The organism is Microlunatus sp. Gsoil 973 (assembly GCF_009707365.1).
GTDB lineage: Bacteria > Actinomycetota > Actinomycetes > Propionibacteriales > Propionibacteriaceae > Microlunatus.
In genome coordinates this window covers 3,217,601-3,231,844 of the sequence record NZ_CP046122.1, presented here as the reverse complement: position 1 = coordinate 3,231,844, position 14,244 = coordinate 3,217,601, and the positions used below count along the sequence as shown (strand labels likewise).

The 14,244-nt window shown below is 65.3% G+C and carries 17 protein-coding genes; 10 read left to right on the top strand and 7 right to left on the bottom strand.

From position 1 onward, the window contains the following. Window positions 1-410: 410 nt before the first annotated feature. Window positions 411-1,157: a phosphotransferase gene (locus GJV80_RS15160; RefSeq protein WP_195908949.1), complete on the bottom strand. Its 747-nt coding sequence runs from the start codon at window positions 1,155-1,157 to the stop codon at window positions 411-413. Window positions 1,158-1,321: 164 nt separating this feature from the next. Further along, a complete protein-coding gene (locus GJV80_RS15155; RefSeq protein WP_154688611.1) occupies window positions 1,322-2,293 on the bottom strand; it encodes a zinc-binding dehydrogenase in 972 nt (323 codons plus the stop codon). Window positions 2,294-2,429: 136 nt separating this feature from the next. Between GJV80_RS15155 and GJV80_RS15150 the strand changes: the two genes are divergently transcribed. From GJV80_RS15150 to GJV80_RS15140, 3 genes are all read left to right on the top strand, one after another. Further along, window positions 2,430-2,969: a TetR/AcrR family transcriptional regulator gene (locus tag GJV80_RS15150; RefSeq protein ID WP_154688610.1), complete on the top strand. Its 540-nt coding sequence runs from the start codon at window positions 2,430-2,432 to the stop codon at window positions 2,967-2,969. Between the two features lie 236 nt (window positions 2,970-3,205). Further along, a complete protein-coding gene (locus GJV80_RS15145; protein WP_230207728.1) occupies window positions 3,206-3,775 on the top strand; it encodes a class I SAM-dependent methyltransferase in 570 nt (189 codons plus the stop codon). A 240-nt stretch (window positions 3,776-4,015) separates the two neighbouring features. Further along, the gene (locus GJV80_RS15140) at window positions 4,016-4,450 is read left to right on the top strand and encodes a VOC family protein (RefSeq protein WP_154688608.1); all 435 of its coding nucleotides are present in this window, start codon (window positions 4,016-4,018) and stop codon (window positions 4,448-4,450) included. A 243-nt stretch (window positions 4,451-4,693) separates the two neighbouring features. Here GJV80_RS15140 and GJV80_RS15135 read toward each other — a convergent pair whose 3' ends face one another. Together GJV80_RS15135 and GJV80_RS15130 are read right to left on the bottom strand one after the other, a co-directional pair. Further along, window positions 4,694-5,050 carry a substrate-binding domain-containing protein gene (locus GJV80_RS15135; RefSeq protein WP_230208420.1) on the bottom strand — a complete coding sequence of 119 codons (357 nt, stop codon included), beginning with the start codon at window positions 5,048-5,050 and terminating at the stop codon, window positions 4,694-4,696. Further along, window positions 5,029-5,733: a LacI family DNA-binding transcriptional regulator gene (locus tag GJV80_RS15130; RefSeq protein ID WP_195908948.1), complete on the bottom strand. Its 705-nt coding sequence runs from the start codon at window positions 5,731-5,733 to the stop codon at window positions 5,029-5,031. Before GJV80_RS15130 ends, GJV80_RS15135 begins: the two co-directional genes overlap by 22 nt. Before the next feature lie 228 nt (window positions 5,734-5,961). Here GJV80_RS15130 and GJV80_RS15125 point away from each other — a divergent pair, with 228 nt between their 5' ends. The 5 genes from GJV80_RS15125 to GJV80_RS15105 are packed head-to-tail and all read left to right on the top strand — an operon-like array spanning window position 5,962 to window position 11,236. Then, complete coding sequence (locus GJV80_RS15125; protein WP_154688605.1) at window positions 5,962-6,879, top strand: carbohydrate ABC transporter permease; 918 nt, start codon at window positions 5,962-5,964, stop codon at window positions 6,877-6,879. Continuing rightward, window positions 6,876-7,811 (top strand): carbohydrate ABC transporter permease, encoded by a 936-nt coding sequence (locus tag GJV80_RS15120; RefSeq protein ID WP_230207727.1) that lies wholly within the window; start codon window positions 6,876-6,878, stop codon window positions 7,809-7,811. The genes GJV80_RS15125 and GJV80_RS15120 overlap by 4 nt, the downstream gene beginning before the upstream one ends. A 25-nt stretch (window positions 7,812-7,836) precedes the next feature. Continuing rightward, window positions 7,837-9,213, top strand: coding sequence for an ABC transporter substrate-binding protein (locus tag GJV80_RS15115; protein ID WP_154688604.1), 1,377 nt, complete (start codon window positions 7,837-7,839; stop codon window positions 9,211-9,213). A 9-nt stretch (window positions 9,214-9,222) separates the two neighbouring features. Continuing rightward, window positions 9,223-10,044 (top strand): SDR family NAD(P)-dependent oxidoreductase, encoded by an 822-nt coding sequence (locus tag GJV80_RS15110; protein ID WP_154688603.1) that lies wholly within the window; start codon window positions 9,223-9,225, stop codon window positions 10,042-10,044. A gap of 13 nt (window positions 10,045-10,057) precedes the next feature. Next, window positions 10,058-11,236 carry a DUF5005 domain-containing protein gene (locus GJV80_RS15105; protein ID WP_154688602.1) on the top strand — a complete coding sequence of 393 codons (1,179 nt, stop codon included), beginning with the start codon at window positions 10,058-10,060 and terminating at the stop codon, window positions 11,234-11,236. Between the two features lie 20 nt (window positions 11,237-11,256). Here GJV80_RS15105 and GJV80_RS15100 read toward each other — a convergent pair whose 3' ends face one another. Beyond that, on the bottom strand, window positions 11,257-12,111 hold the full coding sequence (locus tag GJV80_RS15100) for an AraC family transcriptional regulator (protein WP_154688601.1): 855 nt from the start codon (window positions 12,109-12,111) through the stop codon (window positions 11,257-11,259). A 150-nt stretch (window positions 12,112-12,261) separates the two neighbouring features. On the opposite strand from GJV80_RS15100, the gene GJV80_RS15095 reads away from it, so the two are divergent. Together GJV80_RS15095 and GJV80_RS15090 are read left to right on the top strand one after the other, a co-directional pair. Then, window positions 12,262-13,140, top strand: coding sequence for a phytanoyl-CoA dioxygenase family protein (locus GJV80_RS15095; protein WP_195908947.1), 879 nt, complete (start codon window positions 12,262-12,264; stop codon window positions 13,138-13,140). A gap of 64 nt (window positions 13,141-13,204) precedes the next feature. Next, the gene (locus tag GJV80_RS15090) at window positions 13,205-13,528 is read left to right on the top strand and encodes a hypothetical protein (protein ID WP_230207726.1); all 324 of its coding nucleotides are present in this window, start codon (window positions 13,205-13,207) and stop codon (window positions 13,526-13,528) included. Window positions 13,529-13,549: 21 nt separating this feature from the next. On the opposite strand, the gene GJV80_RS15085 is transcribed toward GJV80_RS15090, so the two are convergent. Both GJV80_RS15085 and GJV80_RS15080 read right to left on the bottom strand, forming a co-directional pair. Then, the gene (locus tag GJV80_RS15085) at window positions 13,550-13,861 is read right to left on the bottom strand and encodes a hypothetical protein (protein ID WP_154688600.1); all 312 of its coding nucleotides are present in this window, start codon (window positions 13,859-13,861) and stop codon (window positions 13,550-13,552) included. Beyond that, complete coding sequence (locus GJV80_RS15080) at window positions 13,861-14,118, bottom strand: hypothetical protein (protein ID WP_154688599.1); 258 nt, start codon at window positions 14,116-14,118, stop codon at window positions 13,861-13,863. The genes GJV80_RS15085 and GJV80_RS15080 overlap by 1 nt, the downstream gene beginning before the upstream one ends. Window positions 14,119-14,244: the final 126 nt, after the last annotated feature.

The window sequence follows — 14,244 nt, the reverse complement described above, 5'->3', positions numbered from 1 at the left end:
CATCTCCCCGTCGACAGGCCACTTGCTCGGATCTGGCCCGTGATCAGTCCACCTTCGCTGCTTCGCCCGCCACAGGGTCGAAGGTCATGAGCCACAGCCCGGCCCCGGGCCTGCCCGGCGACGCCGACGTCGCGGATCCATGGCCCGCCCGAACAGAGTGGGTCAGTGGGCGCTGCGCTTGAACCGGATCGCCGGGTGCCGGACGAAGGTCCTGTGAGACGGAGTGGAAGCCTCTGCTCATCGCCGTCAGCTGTCCGTACGTTCATGAAGCCGGCGCGGTCGAACTGGTGGAATCCGGAGCGACCGCCATCACCCGGCAACGCGTACCGGCCCTTAGCTGATTGGTGAATTGCGGCTGAGCAGACCCTCCGCGGCCTGGCATCGGGGTACGGACTCCTCGGTGACGATGATCAGCAGACGCGGATCAGGGGGTCGAAACCGTTGCTCAGCAGCCGCATCCGGTCCAGTCCCGATCGCCAGCGGTCCGGCCATCCGGCTGCGACCCAATCAGCGTGGGGTTGGTGTCCTTCGCGCCCCAGCATCTCGACTTCCTCGATCGCCTGCCGGTGTCTGGCCAGCGCCACCTCGACGACGTTGATCGTGTCCTGCCACCCGTAGCCGTCAAGGAAGGCTTCGGCCCGGTCCCGACGATCCGGCATGGATGTGAAGCCGCGCCGTTTCAACTCGGCCGCGTCGACGCCGACCGGAACCAGCCACAGCAATGCGTACGCCACATCGTCCAGTCGACTTCCCGGCCGAGCGGCGTCCCAGTCGAACAGGCCGACCGCCGTCCCGTTCCGCCACGCGAAGTTGGCCGGTTGCGGATCACCGTGACAGATCACGTCTCCGCGCGAACGCACCGACCAGATCGCATCATCGGGTGGTTGCCAGGTCGCGCCGGCGTCATGGATCCGACGCAGCAGAACGCCGGCCGAACGGACTCCGTCACGCTGCAGTTGGTGATGCCAAGCCTGATCGCCGGCATCGCCGGCAACCAGGCCGACATATTCGTGGTTCTCGTCATAGCCCAACGGCTCGGGCACCGGCAGTCCGTTCAGCCGGAGGTGCCGCAGCAACGACTGGACCGTCGGGGTCCAGGGTTTGCGCGGACGTTGCACGACGTCCCCGCGGATCAGAACCCGGCGTTGCTCGGACAACTCCCTCCTCTGTTCTTTGCACACGATCCGCCGCGAACCGAACGACGCGGACGTCAACCCAGGCCCAACCGTACGGTGTCGATTTGCATCAGGTCACTTGTGTAGCGAGGTGCCGGTGCCGGGCTGATCCGCTTGCGTCCGTGTTGGCAGGGTTGTCGCCATGATCAGGTGATGGAGAGCACGATCGCCCCGACAGACCGGCGTCCCTCCAGTTCGCGGTGCGCGTCGGCGGCTCGTGCCAGCGGGAACCTTGCGTGGATGCGGGGGCGCAGCTCCCCGCAGGCGGCCGCAGAAAGTGCCTCGATCGCGTCATCGCGTTGCCGGGCATCGGACTTGCGGATGACCATGCCCAGCGCGCCGGACACCGTGAGACCGCGGCTCGCGACGGTCCGGGCCTCCAACACTGGCCACTTGCCGGACGCGTAGCCGTAGATGCCGATGCGGCCGCCCCCGTCGCTGGCTGCGGCCACGGCACCTTCGGTCGTCTGACCGCCAACGGCATCGAGGGCCAGGTCGATACCGCGGCCGCCGGTCAGCCGGCGCACCTCGTCCGGCCAGCCGGCATCGCCATAGTCGACGACATGATCGGCCCCGAACTCGGTGACCGCGGTCAGCTTGTCCCGGCTCGCCGCGCCGATCACCGTGGCCCCGGCAGCCTTGGCCGACTGCACCAGCAGCGACCCGATCCGGCCGGCAGCGGCGGTGATCAAGACGACGTCGTCGCTGCGCAACTGCATCGCCGACAGCAGGCCACGGGCGACCGCTCCGGCCTGGAACACGGCGAGTGCGGTCGCAAGCTCCAGCCGGTCCGGCACGGGGAACGTGTAATCGGCCATCACCAGTGCCTGTTCGGCGTAGCCGCCGGCCTGCCCGACCGTGGTGGCGACAACCGTCTTGCCCAGCAGCGATTGGTCGGTGCCCGGACCGACCGCAGCGACCTCGCCGGCCACCTCCAGACCGGGGGTCAACGGAAGCGGTCGCGGGTAGCCACCGGACCGTACGATCACGTCCCCGAATGCGACCCCTGCCAGCATCACACGCACCACCAGCTGACCTGTGGATGGCGTCGGCTCGGGCACGTCTTCGACACCGAGCACCTCCGGACCACCGAACCGACGCACTGTGACAGCCCGCATGGCACCTCCATTTTGTTGACATCATGCTCGTAATGAGACAACTTGTCTCGAAGCCGTTGTCCACTATCGGAGTGCCCGAATGGCTGCGCAAGCATCAGATCTCCGCCGTTGTCCCACTCGAGACAAGGGGACGAAAATGTCTCAACCGGATGTGCGCGTCCTCCGCACCCGCACTCTGCTGCGTCACGCGCTCGTCGAGCTGATCGAGGAGCGCGGGTTCGAGCAGATCACCGTCGGCGAACTCACCTCCAAAGCCATGGTGAGCCGGGCAGCGTTCTATCGGAACTATCGCGACAAGCACCAACTCGTCGAACAGATCTTCGACGAGGCGTTGGCTGCGATGACTACCACCGAACCGGCCGACGCCCGGTCCCCGGATCAGCGCTGGGCCGACTTCCTCGGCCACGTCGATTCTTATCACCGGATGTACGGCGCGCTGCTCGGACGCAAGGGCAGCCCCTGGTTCGCCGACCGGATGCGTGCGGCGCTGGCGAGGATGTCCAGCGAACACCTGCCCGGGCAGACCGGAGATTCGCTCGTGCCCGGCGTCATCGCCGCGATGTTCGTGCAGTCGATCGTGTGGTGGCTCGAACACGACCGGCCATGCCCGCCCCGGCAGATCGCTGAACAGTCCTCACGGCTGATTCGCGCGGTGATCGAGACAGCCGCCCACTGACACGTCTCTGATAACCCGTTGTGCGTCAGCGAGTCAGTCAGGCAACGTCGCCACTTGTGCGTTCCTTTGATGACTTGATCAGCGAGGCCGAATCGGCCGACGTCGACGGTTGGGGTTTTGCCTGGCTGAACGGAAGGGCGACCGAGGAACGGCCATCATGGGGATACGCCCGGTTGCTTGCGGCGCGGCTCTCCTCCGTACGGTCTGCGCTCGACATCGACACCGGCGGCGGTGAGGTGGTCAACGAGGCGCCGATCTTGCCGCCGGATATGTACGTGACCGAGTCCTGGCCGCCCAACGTTCGACGGGCGCGCGGCTTGTTGGGACCGCGCGGTGTGACCGTGATCGACACGAGTCGTAATGACGAACTTCCGATCCCGGATGGCTCCTTGGATTTGGTCACCTCAAGACACCCGGTCCGGCCTCGATGGGCCTGGGCCCGTCGTGCTCTCCGGCCCGGCGGGCACTATTTCGGACAGCATGTAGGGCCGGAATCGGCGCGCGAGCTTACCGACTTCTTCATGGGGCCCATCCCGGCCGAGCCGAGCGGCCGCGACCCCTATCGCGAGGCTGCCGACGCCGAACGGGCCGGACTGCGGGTGACCGACCTCAGGATCGCCCGCTGTCGTATGGAATTCTTCGATGTCGGCGCAGTGGCGTGGATCCTGCGAAAGTGCGTGTGGTGGGTGCCCGATTTCACGGTCACCAAGTACGTGGACAAGCTCGACGAGCTGGACCGGCTCATCCGGACCAAGGGATCGTTCGTCGCTCACTCAACTCGACATCTCATCGAAGCCACGCGGTGATCACTCGTGATCGCGTGAGGGGAATCACGACGTCGTCGCCTGATTCGAACTCGGTTGAGGTCGTGCGAGTCAACGCCGTCGGGATTCCTATCACTGTGCACGGGCGACAGGCCGCGCCGGGCTTGCTTGCGGAGTCACTGACGTATGCGGTGTCGGGAGATGCGGGTTGCGGGGAACCTCATCGGGCGGGCAGTCGAAAAGGGGTCGAGGGTCACAGTCACTGCTGCCTAGGTTGTCACCATGGGACTGCGCATGGGTGCATTGATCATCGATTCCGAGGCTCCTGGGCGACTGGCGAGGTTCTGGGCAGAGGCGTTGGGCTGGGTGATCAGCCACGCCGAGGATCCCGAGTGGGTTGTCGAGCCGCCGGCCGGCAGCCGGGAAGACTGTGTGGTCCCCGATCTGCTGTTGATCAAGGTCCCTGGGTGCAAGACCGGTAAGAATCGCCTGCATCTTGATCTTCGACCCGATGACCAGTCGGCGGAGATCGCCCGACTGGAGGGTTTGGGAGCCAGGCGGGTCGATATCGGCCAAGGTGACAACCGGTCCTGGGTCGTGATGGCCGATCCGGAAGGCAATGAGTTTTGCGTGCAGCCGGCCCATCCGCCGCAGGTCCACGCGGATTGGCTGCGGGCCTACGAGTCCCACCAGCCTGTTCGTACCGACGGAGCATGACCGATCAAGGGCCCGACAGACGCGCCGCGAACCGCTGCCTCGACAGCCCAACGGTCCAACGGCCTTCCGGTCTCGGCCAAGATCATCGCCAGCCCCTCATTGCTGATCATCCGAGCCGCGAATGTGTGGGCGGAGCGCTGAGGCGGTTGTCGCTGGATGAAGACCTGACCGTCGACTGCCACGTGTCTGCGACCGGCAGCCAGGAGATCGTTACGCATCCCCGGCTCCTGGGTTACTGCAACGTCAATAGATCGGGTCGTCGTTGACCATCAGACTGGCGGGAACGCGGACATGTTGCGGCGGTCTGCTGCGCTCGGCAAGCCGCTCGAACAACAGCTGAGCACCGGTCCTGCCCATTTCGTACGGGTTGCTGTCGATCACCGTGATGCCGAACTGCGGCGCCAGCGCGAAGTTGTCGAAGCTGAGTGTCTCGGGCCGACGCCGGGCGTACGTCGGTGACTGCAGCACGCCGGTACACAGCTGATTGTTGTCGATCATCAGCGCGTCGACGTCACCCTGGGAGAGGATCTGCTCCGTCGCCCGCGTGGCGTCGTCCTCGGTCACCAGATCGTGCTCGATCACTGACTGGTCAGGTTCGATGCCGGCCTCCTGCAGCGCAGCGAGATAGCCGCCCAGCGTTCGTTGGCGCCGATGCCACCCCGCGGATGACCCAGATAGCCGATGCGGCGGTGCCCCCGCCGGATGAGCCGCGCGACTCCGTCCTTGGTGCTCTCGAAGTTCGTGGCCGTGACCGAATCCCACCCGTCGTCACCAGTGGGCGGCGGCGAATCGACGATCACCACCGCGAAGCCGTAGGCGGTCTGCGCGTTCAGGTAGCTCAGGTCCTCGCCACTGGGTGCGATGATCAGGCCGGCGACCCGATGGGCGAGGAAGGACCGGATGGCGTTGCGTTCGGTCTCCGGGCTGTACTGCGCATCGGCGGTGAGAACGACATGCCGATGTGTGGCCGCCACGGAATCGATGCCCTTGAGCATCTGCGCGGAGAACGGGTTGGCAAAGTCGCCGAGAAGCACCCCGATCGAGGTCATCGCCTGGGATTTCCGGCGAAGGCCCGCCGCGACGTCGTTGACCTGCACCCCCAGGCGATCCGCCTCGGCCTGGACCAGCTGTCGCGTGGCCTCGGCCACGTTGGGTTCGCCGCGCAGCGCCCGAGAGACCGTCTTGATGCTGAGACCGGTCGCGATCGCGACGTCCTTCAGGCTCGGGCGAGGCCGCAAGAGACCGGCCGGCGAGCCCTCGAGGGCGACTTTGCTGCCTGTCATGCGGCACATGGTACGGCTCCGACCGGGCCCCCATTCGGGAATCGGCGATCAGGAATGTCATCGTTGACAATTCGACGTCAACGTTGACATGATGGCGGTCGGTCGGACCCGTTCGGGGTCGACGCTTCATCAGCAGGTCCGGCGACTGCGGTCGCCAACACTCAATGACAACGGCGACATTGACGGCCTCGGCGCAGCGCGCGCGGCGCAGAGGTGGAGGTACCACGGATGGAAGCTTTCGCGCGACCGGCAGGCCGGGGCCTGAGCCACCGGCGACGCAACACGGTGACGGCGTACCTGTTCATACTGCCGACCATCGTCGGCGTCACGGTCTTCATGGTCTATCCGCTGATCAGCTCCGCATTCCACGCCTTCACCAAGTGGGACGGTCTGAGCCCGGCCCGCTGGACCGGTCTGGACAACTTCCGGTACATGCTGTTCGACGACCCGACCTTCTGGCCGTCGCTCCGGGCCACCGCGTACTTCGTGCTGCTCAGCGTCCCGTCAGGCATCATTTTCGGTCTGGCCCTCGCTGTGCTGCTCAACCGGGTCGTCCCCGGCGTCAAGCTGTACCGGACGATCTTCTACCTTCCGGTGGTCCTGCCGTCGATCGCGGTCCTCACCCTCTGGAAGTACATCTACGACCCGCTGTACGGCCTGGCCAACCAACTGCTCAGCGACCTCCGTCTGCCGACGAGCCAGTGGTTGCAGAGTCCCCACATGGCGATGCCCGCAATCGTGATCATCGGAGTGTGGGGCGTAGGCGGTTCCATGATCATCTTTCTGGCCGGCTTGCAGAACGTCCCGGTCGAGGTGTACGAGGCGGCGCGCACCGACGGCGCGGGAACGGTCCGGATGTTCTTCGCGATCACTCTCCCGTTGATCACACCCATCATGCTTCTCCAGCTTGTCCTGGGACTCGTGCTGGCGTTCCAAGCCTTCAATCAGGTCGCCGTGCTGACCAACGGGGGACCGGGGACGTCGACCACCCTCTTCATGTACAAGATCTACTCCGATGCCTTCGGCAGCTATCCGAACCTGGGGCTGGCAACGGCGGAGGCGCTCATCCTCTTCGTGATCATCATGATCATCACCGGTGTCACGCTGAAGACCTCGTCGATGTGGGTGTTCGAGGAGACCAAATGACGATGCCCGCAACCACGACCACGTACCCGCCGAGCCAACGGCTCGATCCAAGTCCCGACCTGGTGACCAAGCGCCGCATCCCGTTGAGCCGCCGGGTGCCGATGACCCTGTCCCGGGTCAGCTGGTACCTGCTGTGCAGTCTGCTCGCGGTCACGATGTTGGTGCCGTTGCTGTGGATGATCTCGATCGCGTTGAAGCCGGACAGCAACATCCTGCAGCTACCTCCACAACTGCTGCCACGCACCTTCCAATGGTCCAACTTCATCCGCGGCCCCGAGCAGATCCAGTTCCCGCTGCTGTTGGCCAACACGGTCACCGTCACCGCGCTGTCGGTCTTCGGCTCGGTGGCAAGCTCCATGCTCGCAGGTTACGCAATCGCCCGGATCCGCTTTCCCGGTAGGAACTTCTGGTTCTACCTCTTCACCTTCTCGATTTTCGTGCCGGGTATCGTCACCCTCATCCCGATCCAGCGGATGTTCTTCGCGATGCACTTGATCGACACCTGGTTCCCGCTGATCCTCCCGTCCTTCTTCGGCAATCCGGTCTTCATCTTCCTGGCGCGGCAGTACTTCACCTCGATTCCTCGGTCGATCGATGAGTCGGCGATGATCGACGGCGCGGGCCACTGGAAGATCTTCACCCGGTTGATGATCCCGCTGACCAAGCCGTTGTGGATCACGATGACGATCATGGCGTTCCAGGCATCGTGGAATGACTTCCTCAACCCGCTGGTCTACCTGAACAGCGAATCGAAGTACACACTCTCGCTCGGCATGGCGAACTTCATGGGCGGGCTCAACGAAGCAACTCCGCAGTTCAACTACTACATGGCGTCCAATCTGCTCTACATGCTGCCTCCGTTGGTGCTGTTCTTCTTTGCCCAGCGGTACTTCATGATGGGGCTCGGGACGCTCGGCGTATCACAGAAATAGCCAGACACAAAGGAGTCGACGGGCTATGGGACGACGTATCAAGAGCATCTTCGCAGGGCTGGTTGCCGGCGGTCTGGCGGCCGTCTCAGCTGCTTGTGGCGGATTCAGTGGCGGCACCGGCGCCAATGGCACCAGCGGACAGGGTGGCGACGGGGTGACCACTGTCTCCCTGATGACGTGGGCGAATCCCCAGGACCGCAAGCTCTACCAGGAGTCGCTGGACAAGCTCACCGAGAAGTCCGGTATCAAGATCAAGTTGGTCTACGTCGGCTCGGGCGCGCAGTACTACCAGAAGATCAACTCGATGGTGTTGTCCAATACGTTGCCGGACATCTTCTGGTGCGCCAACCTGGACAACAGCTTCCAGCCCCTGGCGGCCAGCGGCAAGCTGTACGACTGGACGTCCTATGTCGACGGCACCGCCGCCGGCGCGAAGAAGGCGCCGGTGGACAAGGCCAGGTTCGGACCCGGTTACCTTGATCAGTACGAGGTCGGCGGCAAGCAATACGGAGTGCCCAACGAGGCGAACACGTACGGCGTCTTCTACAACGCCGACCTGTTCAGAAAGGCCGGCCTGGAGCTCCCGTCCGCGGACTGGACCTGGGACGACCTCTTCACCGACATGAAGAAGTTGACCATCACCGAGGGCGGCAAGACGAAGCAATACGGAATGCAGACCGGTTGGGGCGATCTCTACGACCCCGTCGGCTTGTCGATCTACTCGATCAGCAACGGTGGGAACGGACTTGCGGCGGAGCGGACCTGGAAGAACGTGTCGAAGTTCAGCGCAGACGCACAGCTGAAGGAGGGCGCAACCCGCTGGTCGCAGGCGATCCGGGCCGGCGAGGTGACCGACCCAGACTTCACCGGCACCAACACTTGGGCAGCCTTCATCAATGGTCAGGTCCCGATGGTCTGGGGCGGCCAGTGGAATGCCGTGGCGATCTTCGACGGCAAACCGACAATGAGTTGGGGGTACGCGCCGATCCCGGGTGGTTCGGCCGCACAGATCGCACCGTTGGAGGCGAACGCGTTCTGTTCGCCCGTCGGGCTGAAGAATCCCGACGCCACTTGGCAGGTCATCTCCTACATGCTCACCACGGTCTTCAACGAGGCCTACGCCAAGGACCCGGTGGCACCGATCGCCTACGTGCCCGGTTCCAAGGGTTACCTTGACAACCTGCGCAGCCACGGAGCGATCGGCAAACAGGTGTCGGCCACCGTGGAACAGGAGCTGCAGAACGAGCAGAAGGTCGGCACCGGTTTCCTCGACCCGTGGGCCGGCAAGGCGGGCAATCTGACCAAGAGCCAATGGAATCCGATGCTTCAGGGCAAGAAGCCGGTCGGACCGACACTCGATGCGTACGCCGAGAGTGTCAACAAGTTGATCAAGGCGAACTAGGCGCCGTTGATGCGGGACACGCCTTCACACCATCGTTCGTCCATCGGGGGCGGCGGCCGCGTCGCCGTCGTCACCGGCGGATCAACCGGCATCGGCCGCGCCACGGTTGCCGCGCTGGCACGCGACGGCGTCAGCGTGGTCTATTGCAGCCACGACCCCGACACGGTCGGGGCTGCCGAACGGGAGCTGGCCGAGTTCGGCACCGCCGTCACCGGAACGACCGCCGACGTCCGGTCGGCAGACGACATGCACCGGCTGATGGATCTCGCCGCGGATCGGTACGGCGGCCTGGACATGCTGGTTTGTTGCGCCGGCGTTCAGACCTACGGGACGGTCGAGGACACCACCGAACACGCCTGGCACACCGTGATCGACACGAATCTGACCGGCGCCTTCCTCGCCGCGAAGTTCGCGGTCCCACACCTCCGGGCCCGCCACGGCGGATCCATTGTCAACGTCTCCTCGGTCCAAGGCCACACCCCGCAACCACGCGTACTCGGCTACTCGGTCAGCAAGGCCGGCCTCGACGCGCTCACCCGGTCGATGGCAGTTGATCATGCGACCGATGGCATCCGGGTCAACAGTGTGGCCCCCGGACCGGTCCTGACCCCACTGGTCACCGTCGACGGGTCGCCCGACGACGGGCGCCCGGCCGCCAGGCCGCCGGATCCGCCGGTGACCGCCGCACACGGCCGGATGGCACAGCCCCACGAGATTGCGGCGGTCGTGGCCTTTCTCTGCAGCTCATCGGCCTCCTACATCACCGGAACGACCGTGGTCGTGGACGCGGGCATGCTCGCAACCCCCGGCCGCGTCCTGTTGTCAACCTGAAGGAGCATCTCCCATGCACGCTCTCCCCAAACGAGTTCTCGGTGCGGCACTGCTGGCCGGCCTCGCCGGGATCATCGCGGTTCCCGCCCAAGCCGGGGCGGAACCCGCCAGTGGCCCGAATCCCGACGGGTTCACCTCCTGTACCGGAGTCCGCCCGAAGGATCCGACCACCCCGATGGCCACCGCGAACACCCGACTCACCGAGGCGTTCCGTGAGTTCGGCAACGGTGGCGGTGGCTGGTCCAATCACGGTGGTTGGGCCTCGTCGGACGGAACCTATTCGGTGAAGCTTCCTGGTGATCATGTCGCCTGGCTGATGAACGACACCTTCCTGGGTCCGGTCAATCCCGACGAGAGTCTCACCAACCCCGGTTTCATCCACGGCTCGATCCTGCCCGCCCACCTCGACGGCGTGCCCTATACGACAATCACCGGCGGGACCCACGAGGCGCCGGCGTCGATCGCCTCGCCGCCGGACGCCGTGAACGGAGACCCGTGGTACTGGAACGGCGACGGCATCATGGACGGCGGCAAGTTGCGGGTCTTCCAGGGCCGCATCGGCCAGACCGACGGCCCGCCGCCGTGGAACTTCGGCTGGCTCGGCTCCGACATCGTCACCTACACCAAAGACTTCACGATCGACAAGATCACCCGCACGTACGGGCAGCCGGATGGCGTCAACTGGGGCAACGAACTGGTTTCCTGCGGCGGCTACATCTACATCTACGGCATCAAGGACAGTGCCATGCACGTTGCCCGCGCCAGAGTCGGCCAGCTGATCGAACATCGCTGGCAGTTCTGGACCGGCGACACCTGGTCCTCCGATCCGGAATCCTCGACCGCAGTCACTGATGACGTCGGCGCTTCCTACAGCGTCACCCCGATGAACGGGCAGTTCGTCCTGACCACGACGTCGGCAGCGATCTTCACCGATCACCGGATCTACGTCGCCACCGCCCCGACCCCGGTCGGTCCCTTCACCGGCCGAACGGCGGTCTACACAGCACCCGAAGGCGGTGTCGGCAACCTCTACGCGCCGTACAACGTCGCCGCTCATCCGGAGATCAGCAAGCCCGGTGAACTCGTCGTCTCCTACAACGTCAACAGCGGCAACGGCGATGATCTGCTGGCCGATGCCAACAACTGCCGGCCGCGTTTCGTCACGATCAGGTTCGTCCGGTCTGCGGCGTAACGATCAACGCAAGCCGAGTCTCAGGAAGCGGGGCTGTCAGGGATCGTGCCGTCCCGGAGCTGACGTGGCGAGCGGCCGGTCACCGTACGGCAGGCCTTGTTGAACGACTGGAGATCCGGGATGCCGACGCTCGCTGCGATGGCGCTGATCGACATCGTGCTGGCAGCGAGCAGGCGGCGGGCGCGATCGATCCGGCGGCGACGGATGTAGCCGACGACGGTCTGCCCGGCTTCGCTACCGAAGAGGCGGGCGAGGTGGTTGGTCGAGATGCCGACCGCCTCGGCCACCTCCGGCACTGTCAGCGGTTCGGGCAGCCGGGACTCGATGTATGACATGGCGGCGACGACATGATCACGGGCGACCGGTGTGGCGCGGGGGATCGCCGGACGGTCGGCCAGCCGGAGCAGCACCTGCCAGACGTCAGCCCGGGTGCGAACCGGTCGCACCGGCGCGGCGGCCACCGCCGATTCCATCAGATCGGTGATCGTCGGCAGTTCCGCACCCGGCGACATCAGCACTTCCAGCCGGGTGAGCGGGCCGGATTCCTCTGACCGGCTGTAACCACCACGTGCCCGCAGGTGCGCGTAGAGGTGGGTCGACGGGCCCTGGTAGCGGTATCGGATGTCCGCCGCAGGCGGCACCAGGGAGACCGTCCCCGGCGCGACCCGAAGGCTCAGCCCGTCGACCTGCAACTCCGCGTGATAGCCGTACAGGTGGAGCGACCAGAGCTCGGGAAGCCGGAACCGATCTTCCCGCCGGCTGACGCCGTGCACGCCCCGGCCCTGGTTGACCACTTCGGGCGGCTCGTCGAGATCGATGAAGACGCTTCGGCCCGGAGCGGGTGATCGCCCGGTTTCCACCACAGACGTGCTCATGCAGGAATTGAACCAGTAGTTGCCGTGTCAGCACCACGACAACGACCTCGCGCGATCCCTAATCTGAACAGGACTGATCGTCGTCTGGGGCAACCATGCTTGGACGGCGCTCGGAGTCACATGGTCGCAACCCTGAGGAAGGAATGACCGATGACCGCGCTGGTCGACCGCAAGCACCTGATGGGCTCGGTGGAAATGGCCCACTTCGTGTCACACGGCAGCTTCGCTCTGGAGGCGGTGGTGCCGGACAGCATGAACCAGCGCGCCATCGAAGTGCTGGACGCCGGGATTCCGGGTTATCCGTACGGCACACCGTTGGACGAGGCCTTTCCGACGGGCACGTTCGTCCGCGAACTGCTTGATCTTCCGCCGGTCGCCGGTGCGTTGCAGAGTCTGGTCGGCCCCGGCCCGGTGATCGATCACCACGCGGTCCACATTCGGCCACCGCGCGGCGGCGAGGCCCAGAACATGCACGGCGACGCCATCCTGGACACCCGGACCGACGCCTTCGACGTACAGCTCATGTACTACCCGCGGGACGTCACGTTGGAGCAGGGTGGCACCCTGAGTGTTCCCGGCACCCACCTGCGCAGGATCAACCAGACCGGCATCGGCCGGTATCAGAATCTCGCCGGGCAGACCCGGCTGGTCTGCCCCGCCGGAACGGTGGTCTTCCTGCATCACGGGATCTGGCACGGCGGGCGACGCAACGACTCCGATGTGCCGCGCTACATGTTCAAGATCAGGTTCAACCCGACCGTACGCCAACTGCGGCTGTGGAACACCGACGACATCGACGATCCCGCCGTGCTGAAGGAACTGACCGCCCGCTTCGGCTGGACCTCGGCCAACGAAGGCCGGCTCGAGTTGGTCAACCGCGCCAAGCTCTGGCGCACGCTGACCGGTGATCAGCTCTTCGATATCGACAACTACCTGACACGCGAGCAGCTGCGGCCGCAATTCGTGGCGCCCGGCGCCACGGACGTACGGCTGGGATCCAGCCGGTCCGGCGCCGGCTGGAATCTCTGACCCGCCGTCCCCGACCCGCGCGACGTATCAACCAGAACCGCACAGAATCCGGAGTAGTGCATTCATGACCAGCACAGTCGAAGAAGCCTTCAGCGTCCGCCCGATCGACCCGCACCTGCGCCAGCAACTGTTGATCCTCTTCCTGGGCACCTCGGCCCTGGACTCCAACGTGATCGGTTGGACCCGTTACGACGGCACCGGTCTGTCCCGCCCGACGATGGGCGACAGTGACGAGCCGCCGTACGCCACCGGCCTGGATGCGCTGATGGACGGATGGCGGCTCATCCAGATGTCGCAGTTGCTGCCGCACCAGCCAGGGCACGAGTACGACGTCTCCTACCTGCCGTACGAGTTCGTCTTCGAACGGCTGGTCGAGGTCAGCGCCTGACCGGAGCTCGCAAGCCAGAGGCTAGATCTTGGGCTGTCGGCCGGCGGCGGCGATCGCCGCGCTGACCAGGAGCAGTCCGGCGCCGGTCAGTATGCCGCCGGCCGCCGTGTCGACCGCCAAGATCGTGACGATGGTGCTGTCCTCGACCCGGCCGAGGAAACGTTCGACCAGCCACTGGTAGGCAAAGCGGGTGACCACGCCCAGCAGAATCAACACTGCGCCGATGATTCCAAGCACCCGTGGAAGACCGGCCGCGCTCCTGATCAACAGCACCGCCGCCGCCAGCAGGCCGACGGCCGCCACGGCCACTGCCACGATCAGACTGGCCGGCATCAGCGCTCACCTCGCGGCTTCTTCAGCCGGCGAGCCCACACCACTGCGAGCGCGAACAGCACCATGCCGGTGGCCGCGAGCAGGGCGACGAGCACCGCGCCGACCTTGTACGCGATCACGGTGGTGCCGTACGCGCTGCCGAGCGATGTGTTGAGCGCCGCCAGGATCGTGCTCAGGAACAGCGTCGCCACGCCGAGCAGCCCGAACATGCGAGACCTGCCTCCGGCGCGCGTGTTGATCACGATCAAGGCGATCACGAAGCAGACGACCAAAACCGCTGCAGAGAGGAACTCCGCTCCCGGTATCCGAAATTCAACCATCGCCCCTGACCCTAACTTGTCCGCCCGGTTGAGAGCTCGTGGGTCCTCGGAACTGGGAAGTTC

Excerpts from the sequence above, each read along its gene's own strand:
- GJV80_RS15155 (WP_154688611.1), bottom strand. The coding sequence starts at position 2,293 with ATGCGGGCTGTCACAGTGCGTCGGTTCGGTGGTCCGGAGGTGCTCGGT.
- GJV80_RS15150 (WP_154688610.1), top strand. The coding sequence starts at position 2,430 with ATGTCTCAACCGGATGTGCGCGTCCTCCGCACCCGCACTCTGCTGCGT.
- GJV80_RS15140 (WP_154688608.1), top strand. The coding sequence starts at position 4,016 with ATGGGACTGCGCATGGGTGCATTGATCATCGATTCCGAGGCTCCTGGG.
- GJV80_RS15130 (WP_195908948.1), bottom strand. The coding sequence starts at position 5,733 with ATGACAGGCAGCAAAGTCGCCCTCGAGGGCTCGCCGGCCGGTCTCTTG.
- GJV80_RS15125 (WP_154688605.1), top strand. The coding sequence starts at position 5,962 with ATGGAAGCTTTCGCGCGACCGGCAGGCCGGGGCCTGAGCCACCGGCGA.
- GJV80_RS15120 (WP_230207727.1), top strand. The coding sequence starts at position 6,876 with ATGACGATGCCCGCAACCACGACCACGTACCCGCCGAGCCAACGGCTC.
- GJV80_RS15115 (WP_154688604.1), top strand. The coding sequence starts at position 7,837 with ATGGGACGACGTATCAAGAGCATCTTCGCAGGGCTGGTTGCCGGCGGT.
- GJV80_RS15110 (WP_154688603.1), top strand. The coding sequence starts at position 9,223 with ATGCGGGACACGCCTTCACACCATCGTTCGTCCATCGGGGGCGGCGGC.
- GJV80_RS15105 (WP_154688602.1), top strand. The coding sequence starts at position 10,058 with ATGCACGCTCTCCCCAAACGAGTTCTCGGTGCGGCACTGCTGGCCGGC.
- GJV80_RS15100 (WP_154688601.1), bottom strand. The coding sequence starts at position 12,111 with ATGAGCACGTCTGTGGTGGAAACCGGGCGATCACCCGCTCCGGGCCGA.
- GJV80_RS15095 (WP_195908947.1), top strand. The coding sequence starts at position 12,262 with ATGACCGCGCTGGTCGACCGCAAGCACCTGATGGGCTCGGTGGAAATG.
- GJV80_RS15090 (WP_230207726.1), top strand. The coding sequence starts at position 13,205 with ATGACCAGCACAGTCGAAGAAGCCTTCAGCGTCCGCCCGATCGACCCG.
- GJV80_RS15085 (WP_154688600.1), bottom strand. The coding sequence starts at position 13,861 with ATGCCGGCCAGTCTGATCGTGGCAGTGGCCGTGGCGGCCGTCGGCCTG.